Source organism: Klebsiella sp. JN_Kp126, assembly GCF_033843325.1.
Classification (GTDB): Bacteria; Pseudomonadota; Gammaproteobacteria; order Enterobacterales; family Enterobacteriaceae; genus Klebsiella; species Klebsiella michiganensis.
Genome location: NZ_JAWXQV010000079.1, coordinates 1 through 22,138, shown reverse-complemented (window position 1 = coordinate 22,138; position 22,138 = coordinate 1). Strand labels below are relative to the sequence as shown.

Below are 22,138 nucleotides of genomic sequence, written 5' to 3'. Positions count from 1 at the left end.
TTTGTCGTTAATCCATCTGGCGGCCATCCTAAAGGACTATCTGCTGAGTTCTTTTTTCAGAGGTTGCATTTTCTTCAGTATCTCATCTGAATTAGTGACTGAGAAACCCGTCGGGAAAAATAGCATTCCATCGGATGGATGTTCATCGTGCCAGTGCTTCGTGGTGGCCATCGTATGAGCGTCGAGATAACTGGTGTAAGCATCAAGGAGAGCGTTTTTCCTGCGCCTCGGGGCGTAAGGTAGCAACTGGTTGAAATCAGCATCGCTGATAAGCCTGAATGGATAAGAGCCTCCTTCAATAGCCTCAATTTCGCTTAGCAACTTTCCCCGCAGTGGTGCGGAATGCTTCCTGAACTCTGCCTTACGTGACGAATGGTTACTGATTAGTGACGGAATAAAGAGCCCTAGCAGTGTCAGTATCACTCCGATTACTGAAATAATTTCCATGAGATTTCCCTATGCCTGATTTTATTTATTCAGTATTACCCGTGGTGGGATTCGGTTTTTCTTGTTTTGGTCTTGGATACATCCTTGGCTTCGTACGCGGACGAGACTGAACAAGAAGAATAAATCCGTCTGAGAGGGTGGTGAACCCTGATATTTTTACAGTGATTTTTGGTGGCTGTCACCTGGCGGCCATCCTATTTTCCCCTCGTTCTGAGAGGATCCACAGCAATAGAGGGGGCTAAATGTCCGATCCTGTTTCTGCCACAACGATAGCAGCTGGTGGACTGTTCGGCGCCAGCCTATTCGGCCTGGCAACTGGTATTGATTACGGCGTGGTATTTGGCGCGTTTGCTGGTGCGGTGTTCTATGTCGCAACGGCGGTGAATATTAGCCGCATAAAGCTGGTGGGCTATTTCATCACTTCATTCATATTCGGTGTGATTGGTGCTCCTCTGCTGGGGTCGTACTTCTCAAAGTGGACTGGTTACAACGACAGGCCGCTTGATGCACTCGGAGCGGTAATCGTGGCAGCCATAGCTATAAAGCTGCTGACTTTCGTAAACAGTCAGGACCTGGGTAGCCTGTTTGGGATTCTCTCTCGCTTACGTGGAGGAGGGACAAGCAATGGTAACAAGTGATCCGAGCGCAATCATTAATGCGGTGATATGCGCTGTAATTGTTGTTGTGCTGATGTTCTACCGGCGTGATGGGTCAAGACACCGCCCCATGATTTCGCTGATGGCTTACTTCACTGTTCTGGTTTACGCCAGCATTCCTTTCCGTTTCCTGTTTGGCCTGTACGAGTCATCCCACTGGCTGGTGGTGCTGGCTAACATTCTTATCTGCGGCGCGGTTCTCTGGTTCAGGGGGAATGTGGCGCGACTGGTTGATGCACTGAGGCACTGATGAACCAATCACAATTTCAACGGGCGGCTGGTATTAGCGCCGGGTTAGCTGCGCGCTGGTTTCCGCATATTGATGCTGCGATGAAAGAATTCGGCATTACTGCTCCACTCGATCAGGCGATGTTCATTGCCCAGATGGGGCACGAGTCCGGAGGCTTTACCCGGCTGGTGGAAAACCTGAACTATGCAGCTGACAACCTTGTACCTACGTTCGGTAAACACCGTGTCACCGCCCAGCAGGCCGCCGCACTCGGCAGAGCGGCAACACAACCAGCTAATCAGCGAGCAATCGCGAACCTGGTGTATGGGGGCGAGTGGGGGAAAAAGAACCTCGGAAATCAGGTTGCCGGTGATGGCTGGAAATATCGCGGTCGCGGCCTGAAACAAGTTACGGGCTTGAGCAACTATCGCAGCTGCGGACAGGCGCTGAAGCTTGACCTTGTTACCCAGCCTGAGCTGCTGGAGCGAGATGATTACGCCGCGCGTTCAGCCGCATGGTTTTATGTCTCCCACGGTTGCCTTCTTCATTCCGGTGATGTTGAACGCGTAACGTTGCTTATCAACGGTGGCCGCAACGGTCTGGATAAACGCCGAGCGCTGTTTAACCAGGCTAAATCAGTACTGGTGTGAGGTCACTATGGGCATTGAAATGATTATTGGTCTGGTAACTGCGTTGCTGGCCGTTATCGCTGGCGCATTTGGGTTAGGCCATTCACGTGGAACCAGCAAGGCGGAAGCCAAAGCCGAACAGCAGCGCACAGAAGAGAACGCAGCTGCTACAGTCGCAGCAGCAGAACGGAAAGCGCAAGCAACGAAAGAGGCCAGCGATGTACAGGAAGACGTTAAGCGTATGGTCGATGACGATGTTGATCGCGAGCTGCGCGAAAGATTTACCCGCCCCGGTAGTCGTTGATACGGCCTGCAACTGGGTGAGGGTCATCTACCTGACCGACCACGATATTGACGTTCTCGACCGTCAGACCAAGCGCGACATTCTGGCGCACAACAAATCAGTGCAGGCTAACTGCCCGCAACCAACCGAAAAGGCTACGAAATGAGTGAAGCAAAACCGCAGGACGGCAGCACTGTAAAAGGCTACCGCACATTAACCGCGGGCGAGATTGAGCGCATGAACCGCCTCAAAGGCGTCAGCCGCCACTTATGTAGTTTGCTTGATACCGAGCAAGGTGACTTGTTGGCTGTCCGTAATGGCCCGGCAATGTTAAGTGCTGAGCAGGCTCTGGAGATTGATGAAGCTTTGCGCTGTCTGGCAATCGCTCGCACCAAAATGCAGGAAGCCTGTATGTGGGCATGCCGCGCGGTGGCTCGCCCTGACGCTGATTGCTAACACAACTTGCGAAAAGAAATCCACCGAAAATAAGTCAGTCGATGCTTGATGATTAGCAGATAGTCTGCTAACGCTATCGTGATAGTATTTCAGCGGAGTTTATCTATTAAAAGGAATGCGCGATGTGGACGTACTGATTGACAGTGCTTTCGAGGGATATCTCTTCCTCTTACTGGATATGTGGACAGTTTTAATTGTTGCTTTCGTCGGGTTGGCTCTGTCATTTTATGGCGTGCAAATGCGTAGAACTGCCGTCACCTTCTTTCTGCTTGCTGCGATAATCGGGACTGCTGGTTCGATCTATACTTAAATGTAGGTTGCAGAGAATATGCAGAAAGTCAACCCGCAATCCAACGGTGGCTATTACTGCGGTTACTCGTGTCATATGCCCTGACACACATAATTTGAACCCAGGTCGCCAATGGCGGCCTTTTTTATTGCCAGAAGCAGGAGAAGAAGCATGTCAACGTTTCGTTTACTGAAGCCTAAGAGTGAACATCAGCTTCAGTAAAGTATTCGATCAGTTACTTAACAGGTTTACTTTCTGAGGGGAGGAAAATATTTCCGCAGTATGGGCAGATCAATGTTATATCGTTTTTAATTCTCGACAGGCTATGTGTTGACTGGCGAGAGCAGTGAGGACAGGTGCTTTTTACAGGCCTGAGTGTACGTATCTTGTCTTTGAGCATAGACATGGTTTTATCCTCGTGAGTGATTGCTAACCATACACCACAGGACAGTAAATAGCTCACTTTTTAACCTTTATTTTTTTGTGACTATTTGGCTTGTACGGAAGATGGCAACGAACGATTAAATCTAATTTCGTCAGTGCAAGACCATTGCACCTGTTCGAAGGCGAGTGAACCGGCTAATGTTTTATTTTAAAGATTTTCATCGTGTGAGTGTGATGACCCCTGGCAGGATAATCATCCGTCTGGCCAGACTAATTGAATAGCAGTTATCGATTAACAAGAAGAACTGCCATTATTGTGTGGTTGCTGGTATGAAAAAAAATGAAACACACTACTCTCATTGCACCTCCGTCCCAACACCAGTCTGTCGGAGGTCAGTTACTCGTTTAAGTGAGGCTCTCCCGGATGGCTCCTGAGAGTTTATTTAATCGATAACTGTGCATGACAAAAGGCCGCATTTTTTTGCGGCCTTTTTCTTAGCCATCAGAAAGGCCACCTCCGGGTGGCTTTTTTAATGGCATCACGGAGCCGCTTTCCGAAGTGGTTTGATAAAGCCTCCCACATCGCACAGAGGTAAGACATGGCAGAAATCACCGACGCCCAGCAGATTCGCCTGAACCTGCTTTCCACCCTGAACTACGACACAGCAGCAGCTAAAGTCGCTGTAGAGTTTGTTCAGGATAGTCCGCTTAAATATCAGCTATTCATCCAGCAATACAGCCGTGTCACATCAGAGACTGAAGTGGTGGCAAAGACGATGAAAGCAGTGCAGGAAGCAACTGAAGCGCTGCCGCTCTTTGATACCGCTGCTGAGCAGTCCAGCTAGGCATTACAGCAGGCATTCACTGAGTGCCTGTGATAATGCTCAAGGAACGAAAACATGAACAAAGAACCGCGCATATATGGCAGCAAATGGGACCGTGAGCGTCTTCTATTCCTTCGTGCGCACCCCTTATGCGTCATGTGCCACGAGCAAGGCAGGGTGACAGCCGCCACGGTGGTTGACCACATCATCCCGCATAAACTGAAAGAGGCTCTGCGTTCTGGTGACAGCAAGGCAATAGCGAAAGCGCAAAAGCTTTTCTGGAGCCGGAAGAACTGGCAAGGGCTGTGTAAGCAGCACCATGACTCAACGAAGCAGCGAATGGAGAAGCGCGGCACCGTTATCGGCTGTGATGAAAACGGTATTCCGCTTGATCCAAACTCTCACTGGTTCAGATGACGTCAATTCCATAGGGGAGGGGCGGGTCAAAAGTTCAGAAGTCTGACCCGAAATGACCGCCGCCCATCCTTTTTGTGCACAACCGCGAAATGAAAAGTTTTTTTCTGGGAGGTTCCGATGGCAGGAAGACGCCCGAAACCGACCCATCTCAAAGTGGTAACCGGTAATCCGGGAAAACGAAAACTCAACGATAAAGAACCCGCGCCAGCGCGAGAAATACCCAGCCCTCCGGCGCATCTCACCGACTGGGGAAAAGTAGCCTGGGGAAAACTCACCATGCTACTCGACGGAATGGGGATTCTGACCGTTGCAGATACGCTGGCGCTGGAGCGTCTTTGCGATATTTATGCCGATATTTTGCAGCTGCGCCTCACTATCGCCGATGAGGGCCGAACATATACGGTGCAGACCGATGGTGGCTTTTTGATTAAGGCAAATCCGGCTGTGGCCATGCTGGCCGATGCTGATCGCCGTTTCAAAAGTTATCTGGTTGAATTCGGTCTTACACCTGCAGCCAGGACGAAGGTGAAAGTAGATGGTGGAGAAAAAGAAGAAGACCCGCTCAACCAGTTCTTCGGTTGATCCCGCCACGCAATATGCGCGGGATGTAGACTCCGGCAAAGAAATCGCCGGTCCTGATATTAGAAACTCCTGTAAACGACATCTCAGGGATTTGGAATCCTGCCATGCTCGCGGGTTGATATGGGATGTTGCAGCGGCGCAGCGTGCCATCGACTTTTTTGCAAAAGTACTGAAGCTCAACGGCGGTGAGCATGAGGGCAAACCCTTTAACCTGCTGCCGTGGCAGTGCTTTATTGTAGGTTCGATATTCGGGTGGAAAAACTCAGACGACTATCGCCGGTACCGGATGGCTTACGTCGAGTCAGGTAAAGGCTCTGGCAAATCTCCACTTGCAGCGGGTATTGCTCTTTACTGTCTGGTCGCCGACAAAGAACCTCGCGCAGAAGTCTACGCAGCGGCGACGAAAAAAGACCAGGCCATGATCCTTTTTCGTGATGCTGTCGCAATGGTGGATCAGTCCCCTGCGTTAGCACAGCGAATAAATAAATCAGGCGGCGCGGGGAAAGAGTGGAACCTTGCGTTTCTTCAGACCGGCTCATTTTTCCGGCCTATCAGTTCGGATGATGGGCAGTCGGGGCCACGCCCACACTGTGCGTTGATTGACGAAATTCACGAGCACAAAAACAACCAGGTTGTGGAAATGATGCGCGCCGGGACGAAAGGTCGTCGCCAGGCGTTGATTTTCATGATCACTAACAGCGGCCACGATAAAACCAGCGTCTGCTATGACTATCACGAGTATGGGCGGAAAGTTGCCGAAGGCTCGATTGAGGACGACAGTTTCTTTTCTTTCATTTGCTCCCTGGATGAAGGAGAAGACCCTTTCAAGGATGAGTCCTGCTGGAAAAAAGCAAACCCCTCACTTGGTCACACTTTTACCGATCGTTACCTCCGCGAGCAGGTTACTCAGGCTCGGGGGATGCCGTCGAAGGAAAGTATTGTTCGGCGGTTAAACTTCTGTCAGTGGGTGGATGCCGATAATCCCTGGATGAGCAGCGATGTGTGGATGGGGTGTGAAGAGGACTTTGACCTGCAGGAGATGCAGGGAGAAGAATGCTATGGCGGCCTGGACCTTTCAGGAACTCGTGACCTTACGTCTCTGGCGCTCTTTTTCCCTAAAAAAAGAAAGCTGCTGGTGGAGTTCTGGACACCAAAAGATACTTTGCTGGATAGAGCGAAAACAGACCGCGTACCTTATGACGCATGGGAACGGGGAGGCCATATTCATACTACGCCCGGAAAGGCGGTGAAATATGGCTTTGTTGCTGAACGCATTGCTGATCTTTCCATGTTGTTCGATATAAAGGCGATCGCCTTCGACCAGTACCGCATCAAATATCTTGAACCGGAACTGGAGAGCGCTTCTGTGTCGGTACCGCTTATTCCTCATGGACAGGGATATTACAAGGCGCAGGATTCTGGACTGTGGATGCCTCATTCCATCGAACTCTTTGAACAGATGCTGGATGATGGCGTAATCATTATTAAAACAAACCCCTGCCTCCGATGGAACGCTGCTTCCGCCGTAACCGAAGCCGACCAAAAAGAAAACCGCATATTCGCCAAGAAAAAGAGTACTGGTCGAATAGATGGTGTGGTTGCGTCAGCGATGGCAATTGGTGCTGCAGAAGGTTATGAGCCTGATGATGGCGATATTGAGGGCTTTTTTGACGATCCGATCATAGTGGGTATCTGATGGCTAAGAATAAACAGCAACCAGGGCGTGTTAAGAGCGCTCTTTTAAACTGGCTTGGTGTTCCCATAAGCCTGACGAACGGTGAATTCTGGCGGGAGTGGTTCGGAACCAGCAGTAGCGGAAAAGTGGTCACCGCTGACAAAGTTATCCGGCTTTCTGCCGTCTGGGCGTGTGTGAGGCTCCTAAGTGAGTCGGTCTCCACGCTACCGCTAAAAATCTACGAGAGGCAGGCAGATGGATCGCGAAAGCTGGCCCAGAACAATCCCGCCTACCAGATATTATGCAGGCGTCCTAACCCGGAAATGACACCTTCCCGCTTCATGCTAATGATTGTGGCCAGTGTTTGTCTGCGCGGAAATGCGTTTGTCGAAAAGCTGTATATCGGTAGCAAGCTGGTATCGTTGGTCCCGTTACTTCCTCAGAATATGGTTGTAAAGCGACTCGATAGCAGAAAATTGCAGTACACCTATACGGATAACGGCGTTCAGCGGATCATTCCTATAGACAGGATGATGCATATTCGTGGGTTTGGTCTTGATGGTGTGTGCGGGATGATGCCGACAATGGCCGGGGTTGACGTTTTCGGCGCGGCCATGTCGGTTGATGAAGCCGCGGCGAAAATCTTCGAAAATGGCCTGCAAAGTACCGGATTCCTGTCTTCAAAAACGGCGCTTAATAAGGAACAGCGAGAAAGATTGCGTCAAAACCTTCAATCTTTTATTGGTTCTAAAAACGCCGGGAAACTGATGGTTCTGGAAAATGAGCTGACATACCAGAATGTCACCATGAACCCGGAAGCAGCGCAGTTGCTTGAAAGCCGTTCATTCAGCATTGAGGAAATATGCCGCTGGTTTCGTGTGCCTCCATTTATGGTCGGCCATACGACAAAACAATCAAGCTGGGCGTCGAGTCTTGAGGGGATGAACATGCTGTTCCTGACCCATACTCTGCGCCCCCTGCTGGTGAATATTGAGCAGGAAATCTCGCGTTGCCTTCTGAACAGTGATGAGGATTTGTTTGCTGAGTTCTCCGTTGAGGGTCTGCTGCGAGCCGACAGCGCAGGACGTGCCGCGTACTATACCAGCGCCCTGCAGAATGGCTGGATGTCCCGCAACGATGTGCGAAGGCTGGAAAATATGCCACCAATTGAAGGCGGGGATATTTATACAGTTCAGCTCAACCTGACTCAGTTGAAGAATCTTGAAAACAGCAACCCGGCGGTTCAGGCGCTGGCTGTAAGAGAACTTCATAACCACGTATTCCCTGATATTCCTTTCGAGCAATCGCCACTTAAACAGGCTGCTTAGGAGCCAATCCCCATGACAATTAGACAACTTCCGGTTGCTCCGGCGGGGCGCCCGTGCGCGGGTGTTACCAGTGAGCCCCAGCCCTCAGCGCTTGAACGCTGGAATGGTGGGATCAGGGCTGCATCCGATAATGACAACTCGATTTCTATTTTTGATGTTGTTGGACGTGATTACTGGGATGAGGGTGTCACGGCAAAACGCATCTCCGGCGCACTACGTTCAATGAACGGTGCAGATGTGACGGTAAACATCAACTCCCCTGGTGGCGATATGTTTGAAGGACTGGCAATTTACAACCTTCTCCGCGAGTACCAGGGGAAAGTCACTGTAAAAGTGCTGGGCATTGCTGCCAGCGCCGCTTCGATTATTGCTATGGCCGGGGACGATATTCAAATCGGGCGCGGTGCCTTTCTGATGATCCATAACTGCTGGGTAGTGGCGATGGGCAACCGCCATGATTTTGCGGAATTATCGACTTCTCTTGAGCCATTTGATACCGCTATGGCGGATATCTATTCAGCGCGTTCAGGGCTTGATATCGCGACCGTACAGCAGCTTATGGATGCTGAAAGCTATATCGGAGGCAGCGACGCAGTAGAAAAAGGTCTGGCCGACAGTCTGCTTTCTGCTGATGCCGTAAGCGATGGTGATGACTCCCCGTCTGCAGCGCTGCGAAAACTTGATGCGCTACTGGCGAAAACAAATACCCCCCGGTCTGAGCGGCGGAAATTAATCAAAGCGTTAACAGGTAACACGCCGGGCGCTGTTACCGATTCCCATGGTAAGCCTGGCGCTGCCGAAGAAATCAAACCTGAAACCCTCAATTCACTTGAAAGCGCCCTTGCGGCGTTAGTCAAATAAGGACCCTTTATGTCTGAAGTAAACGAGATTCTGAAAAAAGTCACCGCCTCCATTGAAGAAGCAACAGGCAAATTCAACGCCAAAGCGGAAGAGGCTCTGACTGAGGCGAAGAAGAACGGTAAATTGTCAGCGGAAACTAAAGAAACCGTAGACAAAATGGCGACCGAGTTTAATGCACTCAAAGAAGCCGAAAAAACCCTGAAGGCTGCGCTGGGCGAACTGGAGCAGCATGTTGCGCAGATGCCACTGGCAAACGCAAAAATGGTTGTTGAGACTGTCGGCCAGCAGGTTATTTCTGCAGAAGCCATTAAAGTTCTTTCGTCCAGCATCGAAGGGAACAAGCGTATTTCTGTTCCTGTAAAAGCTGCGCTGATCTCCAGTGACGTTCCTGAAGGTATTGTTGAGCCACAAAGACTGCCAGGTATTGATGTAGCGCCAAAGCAGCGGTTATTTATTCGAGATTTAATCGCGCCTGGGCGCACTGGATCACCGGCTATTTTCTGGGTGCAGCAGACCGGCTTTACCAATGCTGCAAAAGTGGTTCCGGAGAATACGGCCAAGCCGTACAGCAATATTGAGTTCACGCCGAAAATCACTCCTGTGACAACCATCGCGCACATGTTCAAGGCATCCAAGCAGATTCTGGACGACTTCGCTCAGTTGCAGTCCATGATTGATGCTGAAATGCGTTACGGCCTCAAGTATGTCGAAGAGCAGGAGATTTTGTTCGGCGATGGCACTGGCGCACACCTTCATGGCATCGTGCCGCAGGCAACGGCTTATAGCGCGGCATTTGCCGTTGAACAGCAGAACGGTATTGACGATCTGCGCCTGGCAATGCTTCAGGCTCAACTTGCCCGCTTCCCTGCATCCGGACATGTTCTGCACTTCATGGACTGGGCGAAAATCGAACTGACTAAAGACACTCTGGGGCGCTATATCCTGGCGAACCCGGCGGCGTTGACTGGGCCGACGCTGTGGGGGCTTCCGGTTGTTGCCACCGAAGCATCAGCTTTCCAGGGTAAGTTCCTGACTGGTGCATTTAATGCTGCGGCCCAGTTGTTCGATCGTGAAGATGCAAACGTTGTGATTTCGACTGAGAACGGCGACGACTTTGAGAAAAACATGATCTCCATTCGCTGTGAAGAGCGTCTGGCGTTAGCAGTAAAACGCCCTGAAGCATTTATTTACGGCTCCTTTACTGTACCGGCTTCCGGCGGTCAGTAATTTCTCTGGCGGCCTCCGGGCCGCACTTTTCGGGGTAATACCATGAAACTTATCGCGGTGAAACCGATTTACTTTGGCGGGGTAGTGGTGACGGAAGGCGAGTCACTGGAGACTCTGGAACAGCATGGCCGTGAACTGGTTAAAAAAGGTTATGCACGGCTGGTGGATGTTGATAATTCTGCGCAGCCAGAACAGCCAGAACAGCCAGAACAGCCAGAACAGCCAGAACAGCCGGAACAGCCGGAACAGCCGGAAACCGTGCCAGATAAGAAGGCTAAAAAATAATGTTAAAACTTGAAGTGGTTAAAGAGCACTGTCGCATTGAGCCTGATTTTACCGATGACGACTCAATATTGACCCTCTACATCGGAGCTGCTTCTCGTTACGTCGAAACATGGACTCGTCGCAAAATGTATGAGTCTGAAACCATCGAGGGGTATGCAGATGATCCTGATTCAATTCTCCCTGGCGATGATGTGAAAGCAGCGATGCTTCTGCTTATCGGTCACTGGTACGAAAACCGTGAAACGGTCTCTGTTGGTCAGGCTGCTACAGATATTCCGTTTACTGTCGAGGCACTTCTCCAGCCTTACAAAATCTATGGCATTTAAGCGGGGGAATTATGCAGGCAGGACGATTACGGCACCGGATCACCATCCAAAATTTCACCACCACCAGAACGCCTTCAGGTCAGCCGGGTGAAAAATGGGAAGATGGGAAAACCATCTGGGCCGAGGTTAAGGGGATAAGCGGTCGTGAGCTGTTAGCCGCTGGCGTAGAGCATGCTGATGCGACAATCCGGGTCTGGGTGCGTTTTCGCAGGGATATTTCAGCCACATCCCGATTGAAGGTGCGCACCGGCCCGTTTAAAGGCGCAGTTCTTAACGTTACCGGGCCTCCGGTTCCGGATATCAAAGGTACCCGGCTGGAAATTCTCTGCAAACAGGGGACCGAAAAATGATTGATGTGAATCTGGATTTTTCCGGTTTGCAGGATATCGCCCGAGACCTGCAAACCCTCAGCAAAGCTGAAAACAATAAAGTCCTCCGGGATTCGACCCGCGCCGGGGCCGAAGTTCTCCGGCAGGAAGTGATTGACAGGGCTCCTGAGCAAACCGGGAAGCTGAAGAAAAACGTTGTTGTCGTCACCCAGAAAAGCCGCCGACGCGGTGAAATTTCCTCGGGGGTGCATATTCGTGGTGTTAATCCGCGAACGGGAAACAGCGACAACACCATGAAGGCCAGCAACAAGCGGAATGCTTTTTACTGGCGCTTTGTCGAACTTGGGACTGCTACAGCTCCGGCACATCCCTTTGTGCGCCCTGCGTATGACACCCGACAGGAAGAAGCCGCGCAGGCTGCAATGAACCAAATGAACAAGGCGATCGATGAGGTGCTGGCGAAATGACAGAGGATGATCTCTATGACCTGCTGTCGCCGCTGGCAGGCGGGCGCGTTTATCCGTATGTGGTGCCGCTTGGCAGCGACGATTTACCCGCCGCGGCCGCTCCTTACATCATTTTCTCGATACCGACTGATGTTGCCGGGGATGTGTTCTGTGGGCAGGCCGAATCGACGCTGCACATTCAGGTAGATGTGTGGGCCAAAACGAACGATGAGGCCAGGGCGTTGCGGCTTGAGGCCCTTTCCCGGCTGGAAGTGCTTTCACCTACCGAAGTAACCAAAATCCCCGGTTACGACACTACAACCCACTTGCATCGGGCAACGCTCGAAATAACGGTCATTGCCTGACTGGAACCAATCCAATCTGACCGCCGCTGGCGGTTTTTTCATTTATGGAGGCTGCAATGTCAGCACTATTCGAACGCGCCCAAAAAACGAAAGTAATGATTACGTCAGTGCCGGTCACTGAGGATGAGCTGGATGTAGCAACCTGGCTCAACCTGAGTTGCACCATTAAGCAGGCCAGCTTTACCGCTGGTCAGAAAAACGATATTGACGTGACCACGCTATGCTCCGAAGAAACGGAAAATATCAACGGACTACCGGCCCCGTCTGAAATGTCGCTCTCCGGTAACTTTTACCGCAACCCGGCGCAGGATACGCTGCGTACTGCTTATGATAATGACGGCGTATACGGGTTTAAGGTTGTTTTCCCTTCCGGAAACGGCTTCCTGTTCCGCGCCGAAGTTCGTCAGCATACCTGGGATTCACAGACCAACGGTGTTGTTGCTGCAACGTTCTCCCTGCGCCTGAAAGGAAAACCAACCAACATTGACGCCTCTGGTATTCTGTCTTTTGCCACAGACCTTCCCGCATCGCAAACGGTAGCGGCCGGAAGCGCCCTGACAATGAGTGTGGTGGTTCAGGGCGGCACAGAACCTTATACCTACGTCTGGAAAAAGGGCTCGTCCACCGTCAGCGGGCAGACCAGCGCAACGTTTAATAAGGCCAGCGCAGTATCAGGCGATGCGGGTGTTTATTCCTGCGTGGTTACTGATGCCGATGGCACCGTTATCACCTCTGCTGACCACACTGTCACCATCAGTTAATGGAGCGCCGGGAAACCGGCGATAAACTTAATGTCAAAACAGAATCTTAAAGCGCTGGCGCTGGCCCCGATGGCGGGTTTTCGTAAAAAAGAAGTCACCGTTCCGGAATGGGAAAACGCCAAAGTTATCATTCGTGAACCATCGGCTGAGGCCTGGATTCGCTGGCAGGGGATTGCCAGCCCGGAACAACCAAAACTACCGGAAGGGCAGGAAGCGCCAGAGGTGCCAGAACTGACCCCTTCAGAACGCGCGTTCCGCACGATGCGGGCAGATGTCACACTCTTCATTGATATTCTGCTGGATACCGACCTACAGTACGTTTTCACCGTCGATGATACCGAACAGGTTGAAGCAATTTATGGCCCTGTCCATTCCCGGTTGTTGAAACAGGCGCTTGATCTCATTCGTGATGCGGATGATGCCAAAGCAAAGTAAAAATGCCTGGCATGCAGTTCCTGATGGCGCTGGCGCTCCGGATGGGCCGCACGCTGGGCGAACTGCGACAAACCATGACGGTCGGCGAATTCAGAATGTGGGCTGAATACGACCGTATCAGCCCGATCGGTGATATCCGTGGCGATATTCTCAATGCTCAGCTGGTTTCAGCGATGTACGGGGCTCAGGGCGGTAAAGTCACCATTGAAGACGCACAGATTCAGTGGAGCGCAGAAGAGGAAGTGGCAAGCGACAGCGGCGATCCCTTTGCAGGCTTAGAAGCCGCTTTGCTCGCGGCTTCTCAGTGACAATACATGCGTGACGGTTTAGGATATCGCCAAATACAGGGGGAGGCGTTATGGAACCGTTATTCGTAGTCTTTGGTGTTTTTGGTTGGCTAATTAATATTATTATTGTTTTTTATTTGATTCGTTTTAGTGTAAGAGCTAATGATCAGGTAGCAGCCTTGCAGGAAATAAATAAAAAGCAAGATGCACAAATTGATTTGTTAATACAAATAGCCCATCAAAATAAAAACACTTAAACTAAAGCCCCGCAAACGCGGGGTGTTTTATTAGGTGATGTATGGCTACTCTCCGTGAGTTAATTATAAAAATATCTGCTAATTCTCAATCGTTTCAGACTGAAATATCTCGCGCCTCTAGAATGGGCAATGATTATTATAAGGTAATGCAATCAGGTGGTCGCCAAGCAGCAGCGGCCTCAAGAGAAACAAAAAGAGCTATTTCTGAGTTAACAAATCAAATGAACTCGGCAAAATCATCTGCCATTGGAATGGCTGGGGCTTTTGCGGGGGCATTTGCTACCGGGCATCTGATAAACCTCGCCGATGAATGGAGCTCTGTTAATGCAAGGCTGAAACAAGCCTCGCAATCTACTGATGACTTCAAAACGTCTCAAAATGCTTTAATGGAAATTAGTCAGAGGACAGGTACAGCTTTCTCTGATAACGCAGCTTTATTTTCGCGCTCAGCTGCATCTATGAGAGAATATGGGTATAGTTCGCAGGAAGTACTGAAAGTTACAGAAGCAATATCAACTGGATTAAAGCTATCTGGAGCAAGCTCATCCGAAGCAAGTTCAGTGATTACTCAATTTAGCCAAGCGCTAGCTCAAGGAGTTCTTCGTGGTGAGGAATTCAATTCTGTAAACGAAAATGGAGATCGAGTCATCCGTGCCTTGGCTTCCGGAATGGGAGTGGCAAGAAAAGACCTAAAGGCGATGGCTGATCAAGGGCTTTTAACTTCAGATAAGGTTGTTCCTGCGTTAGTTAGTCAATTAGGTACGCTCAGGAAAGAATATGAAGCAATGCCTCAAACAGTTTCGGCTGCTACGACTAAAATCGAGAATGCATTCTTGGCTTGGGTTGGCGGAGCTAATGAAGCTACCGGAGCTACAACCACTCTTGTGGGCGTTCTCAATTCTGTGGCGAATAACATTGACACGGTTGCAACAGCAGCTGGAGCATTGGCGGCAATTGGTGGGGCTAAGTATTTTGGGGGGATTGTAGGAAATATTGGTACTCAAACAGGGAATATTCTTGATGCTAGGAAGAATGAAATAGCTTTGGCTGCTGCGCGGTCACAATCGGCTACTCAATCTCAGAGAAAAGCGGTTGCTGATGCTATTGCAGCTGAAAGGGCTTATCAATTAGCACAAAGTGAATTAGAATTAGCCAAAAATACTAATGCCGAAGCTACAGCAACTCAGAATGCAATTTCAAAGCGCCGTTCGATGATAACGGCTAATGCTGCTTTAGTACAATCAAATATAACCGTTAGGGCTTCTCAAGAGGCGCTTAATAAAACCACCTCTGCTTTAGGATTAGTAAAAAACGGGGCGGCCGGACTACTTTCTTTAGTCGGCGGTATCCCCGGTGTTTTGATGTTAGGTGCTGGAGCATGGTATACGATTTACCAACGTCAAGAGCAAGCTCGCGCATCGGCTGTGCAATATGCTGATACCTTGGATCAAGTAAGAGACAGTCTTAAATCTATGTCTCAGACACAAATATCAGCCAATTTGGGGCAAGCAAATCTCTCCATTGATGCTCAAGATTATAATATTGATAAACAGAAACAGAAGGTAGCGGAGCTTTCTAATCAACTTTATAACGCCAGACAGGCCGCTAAGGCAGCTACTGAAGGAACCTGGCTATATAACGATGCAACTGAAAAAGCAGGGATTTTTGCTTCTGAATTAGCCGTTGAAGAGGGCAAGCTTGAATTAATGCTCAAAAAACGCCAGCAGACGCAAGATTTAATTACTGATATTACAAATGCAGCAATTAGTAAAACAGTTGAAATGACAGGCGCTGTTAGTTCTCTGGCAGATATGTACGACAGGCTTAATAAAGTTACTCGGCAAGCTGTCTTAGCAACCCAGGCTTATCAAGGCCCTGTCCTGCCCGGACTTGATTCTAAGCAACAATCCGCAATGGATAGAGCAAAGCAGCAGGCAGAACTTGCTGGTTTGAGCGGAGTTGAGCGAGCAAGGCGACAGGCCCAATTTGAAGCTTCAGACTTAAATCTTCCGGCAGGGCAATACGAGAAATATATAAATTATGCTGTTGATAGTGAGAGGAAGCTTCAGGAATTACGTGACTCCAATAAGAAAAGCCGAGGTAAAAGCCAGGAAGAAAAAACGGAAGATACATATACCCGCATTGTTAAACAACAAGAAGAACAGATTGCACTCGCCGGACAAAGCAATGAACTGGCAAAAATAAAATATCAGATAGTTCAGGGGGAGTTATCCTCACTCGATCAAGCTAAAAAAGAAACCCTTCTGCACAATGCTGCGCTAATTGATCAGAAAAACATTGCTGAACAGTTAAAAACGTTCCGTGAGGGGCTGGCTGACAGCAACGCTGCTGTACGCGACCGGGAGAATATTGATTTTCTTGGTGCCGGGATGGGGGATAAGGCCCGCGACCGCATGAAGGAAATGGCGGATATTCGTACTGATTTTCTCAAACAGCAGCGGGACCTGCAGAGGGATTTCAGCAAAGGTCAGATTTCTGAGGACCTGTACAAACAGCAAACGGAAGCGCTACAGGCGGCGCTTACTGAACGGCTCCAGATTCAGGAGGACTACTACAAGAAAACCGATGAACAGCAGTCAGACTGGCGGGCGGGGATCAGCGATTCACTGATGAACTACGCCGATCAGGCTGCTGACCTCAGTTCAATGGCTGCCACTGCAACCAGCGAAATTCTGGATGCTACCACTAACTCTATCTCCAACAACCTGACCAATGTCCTGACTGGTGCGACTTCGTTCAAAGAGGGGATGTCGAATATCTTCAGCTCTCTGGGTGAAACGGTGATTAAGACGCTGATCCAGATGGCAACACAGGCGTTAATCACCAAAGCGATTATGGCATCGTTCGGCGGTGGCGCTGGTGGTATGTTCGGGAGCCTTCTTGGTGGAGGTGGGGGAGGTGGCAGCACTGGGACGGCCATTCAGAGCGCTGGCGCTAATTTTTCGTTTAATGCTCTGGGTGGTGTCTACAATTCACCCTCGTTATCGGCTTACAGCAATGGCGTATACAGCACTCCGCAGTATTTTGCCTTTGCGAAAGGCGCGGGCGTGTTCGGTGAAGCGGGCCCTGAAGCGATTATGCCCCTGACTCGTGGCGCTGACGGTTCGCTGGGGGTTCGTGCGGTTGGACGTGAGTCACCGGCAGTCCAGGATGCTGCAAGGCAGATTGAGGCGCAACCACGAATCGCGGTCAGTGTTGATGCCCGAAGCACGTTTAGCGGGCAACCTGACGACGCAACAATGCTGGCAGTAGATCGAAGGAATGCTGCACTGGAACGACGCATCATCAACACACTCACTGCTGAAGTAAATAACCCCCAGAAGAAATTCGGACGCGCCATTTACTCCAATCTACAGCCCAAAAAACCAAGATAGACTGCCCGGAGGGAAAGTTAATGGCGGATATTATCTATCCGGATGAGTACCTGCCCATGCCACTTATGGACGGGTACGGTTTTAAGCCCATATCACCTTTACTGCGAACGGAAATGACGTCCGGTCGCGCAAGGCAGCGGCGGCGATACACCTCAACTCCCACCCAGGCATCAGTGAAATGGATTTTTCAGACTGATGCGCTGGCGCAGGTGTTTGAGGCCTTTTTCCGGGACGCACTGAAAGACGGACAGTCCTGGTTCTATCTGAGGCTCCAGACCCCGATCGGGGTAAAGCCCTACAAAGCCAGGTTCGTGGATATCTACGAAGGGCCGACGCTGGTTGCTCCGAAATACTGGCAGTACAGCGCAACGCTGGAGTTATGGGAACGTCCGTTACCGCCTGCCGGGTGGGGCAATTATCCGGAATGGCTCGCTGGCCAGTCATTGCTCGATATTGCATTGAATAAGGAGTGGCCAGAGCATGACGATTCTTGAGCAACTTTATGCCAGTAGCGGCTCTGAAGTCATTCACGACACGTTGCAGATCACGGCAGGTGATCAGAACTACTGGCTTACCCGTGGGTGGGACAATATCTCTGTCACATTAGAAGACGGGCAGCAGGCAACTTTTGAGGGATGCGCTATCGATATTGCGTTACCTGCAAGGAATGCCGATGGCACACAAGACCTGAAATTTGCCATCAGTAATATTGACGGTGTGGTATCTGATGCGATTGACAGAATTCTGGACGAAATGAAATCGGCAACACTGACTTTTCGGCGGTATATCTCCTCTGATTTATCTGCACCTGCGGCATCGTCTTACACCCTTGATGTGAAATCCGGATCGTGGACGGCAACTGCGGTGCAGGTAACTGCCGGATATATGAACATCCTTAAAACTGCCTGGCCGCGTAATCGTTATAACCTGGCTGAACATCCCGGTCTTCGTTACATGTCTTCCTGAGGTATTCACATGTTCAATTCTGATAAATACCTTTCGGTCAGATGGCTGAAGGGCGGGCGCGTTTATCCTGAACTCGACTGTTTCGGCATTATCAATGAAATCCGCGGCGATCTCCTTCTCCCGTTATGGCCGGATTTTTCCGGCGTGACAAAAGATGAGGGAGGGCTCGATCGTGAGGCCAGGAAGTTTATGAAATCCCTCACACGCTGTGAGCCTTGTGTCGGCGCCGGGGTCGCTTGTTATTCCGGATCAACCGTGACGCATGTTGGTATCGTAGTTTTGCTGGATAGCCAGTTGCAGGTTGCCGAATGTAATCCGGGAACCAATGTCACCTTTCTACCTCTTCCGCGATTTGTCCGTCGGTTTAACCGTGTGGAGTTCTGGCAATGACGATAAGGATTTACCCTTCCCGGCTCCCCGGAGAACCGCTTGAAACTCATGAGCACGGCAATATTACGCTACATCAATGGATGGTCAGAAATGTTCCAGGGTACAGCCAGGACAGATCGCACCCAGTTGCCGTTGAATTAAATGGCCGCACACTTCCTCCCGATGAGTGGCCGCTTTGTCAGTTGAGCCCGGACAGTGATGTCAGAATTTATCCTGTTCCCTATGGAACCGGGCTGGAAATTGCCGTCTGGGTTTCTGTTGCGATATCAGCTGCCAGTGCTGTCTACTCGTTGTTCTTCGGGCCGAAAGTCGACCTCGGTGGTTATTCATCGGGTAGCGGTCGTTCGCTGGAGCTAAACCCTGCAAAAGCTAACACGGCCAAACTTGGAGACCCGATACGTGAGGTGTTTGGTCGATGCCGCATCTATCCTGATTATCTGGTTCAACCGGTTACCCGTTTTGACCCGAATGATCCAACGCGAATGACGGTCGAAATGTTTCTTTGCGTCGGGCAGGGGAGATTTTCGTTTACGGGAGGAGATAAACGGATTGGAGAAACCCCGGCAGCCTCGCTGGGTGATGGTTTCAGCGATAAGGTGTACCAGCCTGGAGAGGACGTATCTTCTGATCCGCGAAGCGAAAACTGGTTCAACTCGACAGAAGTCGGCGGAACATCAAGCGGAACAGGGCTTGATATGGGGCAGACCTCACCAGATTCAGACGACATTATCGCGGACAGCATGACGGTAACCGGTGCGACAGTCACATTTACAGGGCTTGATGCAGATGACGATGATGATGGGGATGAGGACGATAACGCGCTGCCTGAAAGCTGGGTGGCGGGAACCATTGTAGAGATTAAATCGCCGACCAACTTTCTGATTTCGACATCTTCCGGCTACAGTGTTTTTGCCAGCAAGCTCCTGACTGAAATCGCGCCGGTGGTTGGGATGCCAGTAACGTTGAGTTTTAACAGTGTTGATTACGACCTCTTCATCGCAGCATACACGCCGGGGCAGGATGCCGTACCGGGTGAGGGGGGTAGTGCAGCTAAAATTCAGGCCAGCGCAGCGCCGACGACTTACGATTACTCACTGGGCAGTACCACCTTTACGGTGACCTGGCACGGAACAACCTATACCGTCTCTCTGGTTGCCGATTATGTCAACATGTCCGGCCTTCTGGCTGCAATTACTGAGGGGTTAACCGGGTCCGGCCTGGTGGCGCAGGATAATGGCGGAACGGTACTGATCACTGAAGAGGCAAGCCCGTTTGCGGGAGGAGAAATCACTTCGTCCTCGCTCCCGGTATCGGTTTTTGGCGATGCGCCTGTTTATACGGCAGGCAGTGAATCAACCGGCGGTAGCGCAGCTATCACCGCAAACGTCACATTAGCGTATAACAGCGCGACCGGTACACCTTTTTCGGGGATGCCGGAAGGTACCCAACGTCTTTCTCTCTCTCATCGGGGGAATGAGTACCAGATAATTTCAACTGATGGCACAACGGCTACCGTTGCGCGTCTGGTTAATGGTGCTGTTGATGCCTCCTGGCCAGGTTTTTCAGCGCGGACGATGATTGACTATGAAGCCACGGGGCTTAACGACACGCTGAGCTGGCTGGGACCGTTTCTTGCCTGTCCTGAAAATGAAGTTGTTGACGCCTTTGAGGTGAATTTCTCCTTTCCTAACGGCATCTGCGGTTTTGATAACAAGGGCAAGAAACGCATCCGGCATGTTGAGTGGGAGATTCAGTATCGGGTTTATGGCACCGGCTCCGGGTGGATCAGCAAGCAGGGCGAATACGCGCTCAAAAACATTAATGGGCTGGGGTACACAGAAAGATTTTCGCTCGACTCTCCCGGCCTGGTCGAAGTGCGGTGCCGTCGCCGGAACGAACAGGGCAGCAATAACGCGCGCGACAATATGTACTGGCAGGCTTTAAGAGGGAGGCTTCTGGCAAGACCCGTATCCTACTCAGGTGTAACAACCTGGGCAATTACCGTTGAAACCGGGGGGAAGCTGGCGGCACAGTCTGACAGGCGCGTCAGCGTGGTCGCTACCCGCGAATATGACGGAGGGGGAAACAGAACCATTAGCGGCGCATTTCGTCATGTAGCAGGCAGTCTGGGTTTTAACGCAAACCAGATTGACACCTCTGCGATAAATGCTCTTGAAACTGCCTGGTGGACGCCAAGGGGAGAATATTTTGACTATGAGGCAAGTAGCGACAGTGCTTCAGCGAAAGATATTTTCGACAAAATCACCGAAGCAGGCATGAGTTACTTTTTGCTGTCAGACGGGCTCTTATCTGCCGGGCGAGAAGGTATCAAAAGCTGGACCGGGATCATTACCCCCCAGGATACGGTAGAGGAAATGAAGACCTCATTCAGAGCCCCTTCTGATGATGATTATGACGGTGTTGACGTCACATATATTAATCCGGTTACCTGGGCAGAAGAAATCGTTCAGTGCCGGACGACTGATAATCCTGTGCCTCGCAAAGTGGAGTCGTACTCCCTGGGCATTGTAATGACAGCGGATCGTGCATACCGGATAGGCATGCGCAGGCTCATGAAATATCTGCATCAGCGCAGGACCTATGAATGCACAACTGAGCTTCTTGGCTGGTGTTACCAGTTTGGTGATCACATCATTCTTTCTGATGATATTCGGACGGGTAAAACAATCAGCTGTCTGATAGAAGACGTGACATTCGATGATGAAGTTATCACGTTAACAGTCACTGAGCTTCTTGACTGGAGCTATGCTAATCCGCGCTGCTGGATTCAGTTTCAGGGGGGACGGCCGTCGACTCGTTTGCTAACGCCGACACGTGTCGATGACTTCACCCTTACTATACCGTACAACGACGACCTACACCCGGAAGACTGGACAATGGATGACCCGGATGTTGAATTACCTCGCCTGTTGTTTTGTGACAGTGAGAAGGGGGCGCGGCACGGTATTGTTCAGGAAATAGTCCCGTCTGATGACTGCACTTGTCAGGTCACCGCCCCGGAATACAAAGAAATTTTCTACAGCTACGACGACGCTACCTACCCCGGCGACGTCGCTTAACTCTTTAAAAAGCCCCCATTCACCCGCCTCATTCGGCGGGTTTTTCATTTTTGGAGCACAATGTATGGCCGACAACGAAAAGCTTGGCTCGACATCACCACAGGTGTTGCTGAAGAACGCAATTAACCTGGATAAATTAGTCAATGACCGAGAATCGGAGTCATTACCCGATCGTTTCGATGTACTCCGCCGCACCTGGTTCGGCATGGAGAAGGCCCATGATCGTCAGATGCAAAGCCAGGAAAATCGTTTTGATATATTCATTGCGAGCTCTGGCTATGATGTGATAGGTGACTACACTTCAGGCCCCCTGAAGATTGAAGAATATAACCAGCTCATTCGCTATAACAACGAGTTGTATAAACTCACCGCAGCGACAGATATCCCGTTTACCACGGCTGGTAATACTGACGAAACATGGACCGGTACCGACGCTGCGCATTTTGTATCTGTCGGTGATGCAGCGCTTCGCCAAAACCTGGGTTCAGACGAACCGGGAATGGGCGACAATATTATTACCCACGTGCCT

The 22,138-nt window shown here is 50.6% G+C and carries 30 protein-coding genes and 1 pseudogene; 29 read left to right on the top strand and 2 right to left on the bottom strand.

Going from position 1 to position 22,138, the window contains the following annotated elements; translation table 11 throughout:
* Positions 1-36 precede the first annotated feature (36 nt).
* Complete coding sequence (locus SIK97_RS18810; protein ID WP_181680420.1) at positions 37-447, bottom strand: hypothetical protein; 411 nt, start codon at positions 445-447, stop codon at positions 37-39.
* A 242-nt stretch (positions 448-689) separates the two neighbouring features.
* Between SIK97_RS18810 and SIK97_RS18805 the strand changes: the two genes are divergently transcribed.
* From SIK97_RS18805 to SIK97_RS18775, 7 genes are all read left to right on the top strand, one after another.
* Positions 690-1,085: a phage holin family protein gene (locus tag SIK97_RS18805; protein ID WP_004121584.1), complete on the top strand. Its 396-nt coding sequence runs from the start codon at positions 690-692 to the stop codon at positions 1,083-1,085.
* Positions 1,072-1,353, top strand: coding sequence for a phage holin family protein (locus tag SIK97_RS18800; RefSeq protein WP_004121581.1), 282 nt, complete (start codon positions 1,072-1,074; stop codon positions 1,351-1,353). The genes SIK97_RS18805 and SIK97_RS18800 overlap by 14 nt, the downstream gene beginning before the upstream one ends.
* Positions 1,353-1,982, top strand: a complete 630-nt coding sequence (locus SIK97_RS18795; protein ID WP_102811754.1) for a glycoside hydrolase family 19 protein — start codon at positions 1,353-1,355, stop codon at positions 1,980-1,982. The genes SIK97_RS18800 and SIK97_RS18795 overlap by 1 nt, the downstream gene beginning before the upstream one ends.
* A gap of 7 nt (positions 1,983-1,989) precedes the next feature.
* Complete coding sequence (locus SIK97_RS18790; protein WP_142481531.1) at positions 1,990-2,265, top strand: hypothetical protein; 276 nt, start codon at positions 1,990-1,992, stop codon at positions 2,263-2,265.
* Positions 2,216-2,410: a hypothetical protein gene (locus tag SIK97_RS18785; protein ID WP_142481533.1), complete on the top strand. Its 195-nt coding sequence runs from the start codon at positions 2,216-2,218 to the stop codon at positions 2,408-2,410. The genes SIK97_RS18790 and SIK97_RS18785 overlap by 50 nt, the downstream gene beginning before the upstream one ends.
* Entirely contained in the window at positions 2,407-2,700 is a 294-nt protein-coding gene (locus tag SIK97_RS18780; RefSeq protein ID WP_181680421.1) for a hypothetical protein, read from the top strand. Before SIK97_RS18785 ends, SIK97_RS18780 begins: the two co-directional genes overlap by 4 nt.
* Positions 2,701-2,824: 124 nt before the next feature.
* The gene (locus SIK97_RS18775; protein ID WP_014228564.1) at positions 2,825-3,010 is read left to right on the top strand and encodes a hypothetical protein; all 186 of its coding nucleotides are present in this window, start codon (positions 2,825-2,827) and stop codon (positions 3,008-3,010) included.
* Between the two features lie 214 nt (positions 3,011-3,224).
* Here the strand turns inward: SIK97_RS18775 and SIK97_RS29730 are convergent, their stop codons facing one another.
* Positions 3,225-3,389 carry a YnfU family zinc-binding protein gene (locus SIK97_RS29730; protein ID WP_224226066.1) on the bottom strand — a complete coding sequence of 55 codons (165 nt, stop codon included), beginning with the start codon at positions 3,387-3,389 and terminating at the stop codon, positions 3,225-3,227.
* Between the two features lie 583 nt (positions 3,390-3,972).
* Between SIK97_RS29730 and SIK97_RS18770 the strand changes: the two genes are divergently transcribed.
* The 22 genes and pseudogenes from SIK97_RS18770 to SIK97_RS18665 form a co-directional block, all read left to right on the top strand.
* On the top strand, positions 3,973-4,218 hold the full coding sequence (locus tag SIK97_RS18770; RefSeq protein WP_032694447.1) for a DUF2560 family protein: 246 nt from the start codon (positions 3,973-3,975) through the stop codon (positions 4,216-4,218).
* A gap of 54 nt (positions 4,219-4,272) precedes the next feature.
* Positions 4,273-4,614 (top strand): HNH endonuclease, encoded by a 342-nt coding sequence (locus tag SIK97_RS18765; RefSeq protein WP_032694448.1) that lies wholly within the window; start codon positions 4,273-4,275, stop codon positions 4,612-4,614.
* Between the two features lie 117 nt (positions 4,615-4,731).
* Positions 4,732-5,196, top strand: coding sequence for a phage terminase small subunit P27 family (locus SIK97_RS18760; protein WP_181680422.1), 465 nt, complete (start codon positions 4,732-4,734; stop codon positions 5,194-5,196).
* Entirely contained in the window at positions 5,150-6,892 is a 1,743-nt protein-coding gene (locus tag SIK97_RS18755) for a terminase large subunit (protein ID WP_181680423.1), read from the top strand. Before SIK97_RS18760 ends, SIK97_RS18755 begins: the two co-directional genes overlap by 47 nt.
* Complete coding sequence (locus tag SIK97_RS18750; RefSeq protein ID WP_181680424.1) at positions 6,892-8,199, top strand: phage portal protein; 1,308 nt, start codon at positions 6,892-6,894, stop codon at positions 8,197-8,199. The genes SIK97_RS18755 and SIK97_RS18750 overlap by 1 nt, the downstream gene beginning before the upstream one ends.
* A 12-nt stretch (positions 8,200-8,211) precedes the next feature.
* The gene (locus SIK97_RS18745) at positions 8,212-9,060 is read left to right on the top strand and encodes a head maturation protease, ClpP-related (protein WP_017145568.1); all 849 of its coding nucleotides are present in this window, start codon (positions 8,212-8,214) and stop codon (positions 9,058-9,060) included.
* Between the two features lie 9 nt (positions 9,061-9,069).
* Positions 9,070-10,287 carry a phage major capsid protein gene (locus SIK97_RS18740; RefSeq protein ID WP_181680425.1) on the top strand — a complete coding sequence of 406 codons (1,218 nt, stop codon included), beginning with the start codon at positions 9,070-9,072 and terminating at the stop codon, positions 10,285-10,287.
* A 42-nt stretch (positions 10,288-10,329) separates the two neighbouring features.
* Positions 10,330-10,572: a hypothetical protein gene (locus SIK97_RS18735; protein WP_319610954.1), complete on the top strand. Its 243-nt coding sequence runs from the start codon at positions 10,330-10,332 to the stop codon at positions 10,570-10,572.
* The gene (locus SIK97_RS18730; protein ID WP_181680427.1) at positions 10,572-10,898 is read left to right on the top strand and encodes a head-tail connector protein; all 327 of its coding nucleotides are present in this window, start codon (positions 10,572-10,574) and stop codon (positions 10,896-10,898) included. The genes SIK97_RS18735 and SIK97_RS18730 overlap by 1 nt, the downstream gene beginning before the upstream one ends.
* An 11-nt stretch (positions 10,899-10,909) precedes the next feature.
* Positions 10,910-11,248 carry a phage head closure protein gene (locus SIK97_RS18725; protein ID WP_181680428.1) on the top strand — a complete coding sequence of 113 codons (339 nt, stop codon included), beginning with the start codon at positions 10,910-10,912 and terminating at the stop codon, positions 11,246-11,248.
* On the top strand, positions 11,245-11,694 hold the full coding sequence (locus SIK97_RS18720) for an HK97-gp10 family putative phage morphogenesis protein (protein ID WP_181680429.1): 450 nt from the start codon (positions 11,245-11,247) through the stop codon (positions 11,692-11,694). Before SIK97_RS18725 ends, SIK97_RS18720 begins: the two co-directional genes overlap by 4 nt.
* On the top strand, positions 11,691-12,038 hold the full coding sequence (locus tag SIK97_RS18715) for a DUF3168 domain-containing protein (protein ID WP_181680430.1): 348 nt from the start codon (positions 11,691-11,693) through the stop codon (positions 12,036-12,038). Before SIK97_RS18720 ends, SIK97_RS18715 begins: the two co-directional genes overlap by 4 nt.
* A 56-nt stretch (positions 12,039-12,094) precedes the next feature.
* Complete coding sequence (locus SIK97_RS18710) at positions 12,095-12,799, top strand: immunoglobulin domain-containing protein (protein WP_181680431.1); 705 nt, start codon at positions 12,095-12,097, stop codon at positions 12,797-12,799.
* A 30-nt stretch (positions 12,800-12,829) separates the two neighbouring features.
* Positions 12,830-13,234: a phage tail assembly chaperone gene (locus SIK97_RS18705; RefSeq protein WP_049069900.1), complete on the top strand. Its 405-nt coding sequence runs from the start codon at positions 12,830-12,832 to the stop codon at positions 13,232-13,234.
* Between the two features lie 2 nt (positions 13,235-13,236).
* The gene (locus tag SIK97_RS18700; protein WP_064351957.1) at positions 13,237-13,542 is read left to right on the top strand and encodes a DUF4035 domain-containing protein; all 306 of its coding nucleotides are present in this window, start codon (positions 13,237-13,239) and stop codon (positions 13,540-13,542) included.
* Positions 13,543-13,592: 50 nt separating this feature from the next.
* Positions 13,593-13,778: a YebO family protein gene (locus tag SIK97_RS18695; protein ID WP_017145578.1), complete on the top strand. Its 186-nt coding sequence runs from the start codon at positions 13,593-13,595 to the stop codon at positions 13,776-13,778.
* A 41-nt stretch (positions 13,779-13,819) separates the two neighbouring features.
* Positions 13,820-17,173 carry a phage tail tape measure protein gene (locus tag SIK97_RS18690; protein WP_319610953.1) on the top strand — a complete coding sequence of 1,118 codons (3,354 nt, stop codon included), beginning with the start codon at positions 13,820-13,822 and terminating at the stop codon, positions 17,171-17,173.
* Between the two features lie 20 nt (positions 17,174-17,193).
* Positions 17,194-17,667: a hypothetical protein gene (locus tag SIK97_RS18685; RefSeq protein WP_319610952.1), complete on the top strand. Its 474-nt coding sequence runs from the start codon at positions 17,194-17,196 to the stop codon at positions 17,665-17,667.
* Positions 17,654-18,139, top strand: coding sequence for a DUF1833 family protein (locus tag SIK97_RS18680; RefSeq protein ID WP_319610951.1), 486 nt, complete (start codon positions 17,654-17,656; stop codon positions 18,137-18,139). Before SIK97_RS18685 ends, SIK97_RS18680 begins: the two co-directional genes overlap by 14 nt.
* Before the next feature lie 9 nt (positions 18,140-18,148).
* The gene (locus tag SIK97_RS18675) at positions 18,149-18,529 is read left to right on the top strand and encodes a nitrite transporter (RefSeq protein WP_085206620.1); all 381 of its coding nucleotides are present in this window, start codon (positions 18,149-18,151) and stop codon (positions 18,527-18,529) included.
* Positions 18,526-21,609, top strand: coding sequence for a host specificity factor TipJ family phage tail protein (locus SIK97_RS18670; protein WP_319610950.1), 3,084 nt, complete (start codon positions 18,526-18,528; stop codon positions 21,607-21,609). Before SIK97_RS18675 ends, SIK97_RS18670 begins: the two co-directional genes overlap by 4 nt.
* A 64-nt stretch (positions 21,610-21,673) precedes the next feature.
* A pseudogene (locus tag SIK97_RS18665) lies at positions 21,674-22,138 on the top strand (hypothetical protein); the annotation flags it as partial.

Excerpts from the sequence above, each read along its gene's own strand:
- SIK97_RS18810 (WP_181680420.1), bottom strand. The coding sequence starts at position 447 with ATGGAAATTATTTCAGTAATCGGAGTGATACTGACACTGCTAGGGCTC.
- SIK97_RS18805 (WP_004121584.1), top strand. The coding sequence starts at position 690 with ATGTCCGATCCTGTTTCTGCCACAACGATAGCAGCTGGTGGACTGTTC.
- SIK97_RS18800 (WP_004121581.1), top strand. The coding sequence starts at position 1,072 with ATGGTAACAAGTGATCCGAGCGCAATCATTAATGCGGTGATATGCGCT.
- SIK97_RS18795 (WP_102811754.1), top strand. The coding sequence starts at position 1,353 with ATGAACCAATCACAATTTCAACGGGCGGCTGGTATTAGCGCCGGGTTA.
- SIK97_RS18790 (WP_142481531.1), top strand. The coding sequence starts at position 1,990 with ATGGGCATTGAAATGATTATTGGTCTGGTAACTGCGTTGCTGGCCGTT.
- SIK97_RS18785 (WP_142481533.1), top strand. The coding sequence starts at position 2,216 with ATGTTGATCGCGAGCTGCGCGAAAGATTTACCCGCCCCGGTAGTCGTT.
- SIK97_RS18780 (WP_181680421.1), top strand. The coding sequence starts at position 2,407 with ATGAGTGAAGCAAAACCGCAGGACGGCAGCACTGTAAAAGGCTACCGC.
- SIK97_RS29730 (WP_224226066.1), bottom strand. The coding sequence starts at position 3,389 with ATGCTCAAAGACAAGATACGTACACTCAGGCCTGTAAAAAGCACCTGT.
- SIK97_RS18770 (WP_032694447.1), top strand. The coding sequence starts at position 3,973 with ATGGCAGAAATCACCGACGCCCAGCAGATTCGCCTGAACCTGCTTTCC.
- SIK97_RS18765 (WP_032694448.1), top strand. The coding sequence starts at position 4,273 with ATGAACAAAGAACCGCGCATATATGGCAGCAAATGGGACCGTGAGCGT.
- SIK97_RS18760 (WP_181680422.1), top strand. The coding sequence starts at position 4,732 with ATGGCAGGAAGACGCCCGAAACCGACCCATCTCAAAGTGGTAACCGGT.
- SIK97_RS18755 (WP_181680423.1), top strand. The coding sequence starts at position 5,150 with ATGGTGGAGAAAAAGAAGAAGACCCGCTCAACCAGTTCTTCGGTTGAT.
- SIK97_RS18750 (WP_181680424.1), top strand. The coding sequence starts at position 6,892 with ATGGCTAAGAATAAACAGCAACCAGGGCGTGTTAAGAGCGCTCTTTTA.
- SIK97_RS18745 (WP_017145568.1), top strand. The coding sequence starts at position 8,212 with ATGACAATTAGACAACTTCCGGTTGCTCCGGCGGGGCGCCCGTGCGCG.
- SIK97_RS18740 (WP_181680425.1), top strand. The coding sequence starts at position 9,070 with ATGTCTGAAGTAAACGAGATTCTGAAAAAAGTCACCGCCTCCATTGAA.
- SIK97_RS18735 (WP_319610954.1), top strand. The coding sequence starts at position 10,330 with ATGAAACTTATCGCGGTGAAACCGATTTACTTTGGCGGGGTAGTGGTG.
- SIK97_RS18730 (WP_181680427.1), top strand. The coding sequence starts at position 10,572 with ATGTTAAAACTTGAAGTGGTTAAAGAGCACTGTCGCATTGAGCCTGAT.
- SIK97_RS18725 (WP_181680428.1), top strand. The coding sequence starts at position 10,910 with ATGCAGGCAGGACGATTACGGCACCGGATCACCATCCAAAATTTCACC.
- SIK97_RS18720 (WP_181680429.1), top strand. The coding sequence starts at position 11,245 with ATGATTGATGTGAATCTGGATTTTTCCGGTTTGCAGGATATCGCCCGA.
- SIK97_RS18715 (WP_181680430.1), top strand. The coding sequence starts at position 11,691 with ATGACAGAGGATGATCTCTATGACCTGCTGTCGCCGCTGGCAGGCGGG.
- SIK97_RS18710 (WP_181680431.1), top strand. The coding sequence starts at position 12,095 with ATGTCAGCACTATTCGAACGCGCCCAAAAAACGAAAGTAATGATTACG.
- SIK97_RS18705 (WP_049069900.1), top strand. The coding sequence starts at position 12,830 with ATGTCAAAACAGAATCTTAAAGCGCTGGCGCTGGCCCCGATGGCGGGT.
- SIK97_RS18700 (WP_064351957.1), top strand. The coding sequence starts at position 13,237 with ATGCCTGGCATGCAGTTCCTGATGGCGCTGGCGCTCCGGATGGGCCGC.
- SIK97_RS18695 (WP_017145578.1), top strand. The coding sequence starts at position 13,593 with ATGGAACCGTTATTCGTAGTCTTTGGTGTTTTTGGTTGGCTAATTAAT.
- SIK97_RS18690 (WP_319610953.1), top strand. The coding sequence starts at position 13,820 with ATGGCTACTCTCCGTGAGTTAATTATAAAAATATCTGCTAATTCTCAA.
- SIK97_RS18685 (WP_319610952.1), top strand. The coding sequence starts at position 17,194 with ATGGCGGATATTATCTATCCGGATGAGTACCTGCCCATGCCACTTATG.
- SIK97_RS18680 (WP_319610951.1), top strand. The coding sequence starts at position 17,654 with ATGACGATTCTTGAGCAACTTTATGCCAGTAGCGGCTCTGAAGTCATT.
- SIK97_RS18675 (WP_085206620.1), top strand. The coding sequence starts at position 18,149 with ATGTTCAATTCTGATAAATACCTTTCGGTCAGATGGCTGAAGGGCGGG.
- SIK97_RS18670 (WP_319610950.1), top strand. The coding sequence starts at position 18,526 with ATGACGATAAGGATTTACCCTTCCCGGCTCCCCGGAGAACCGCTTGAA.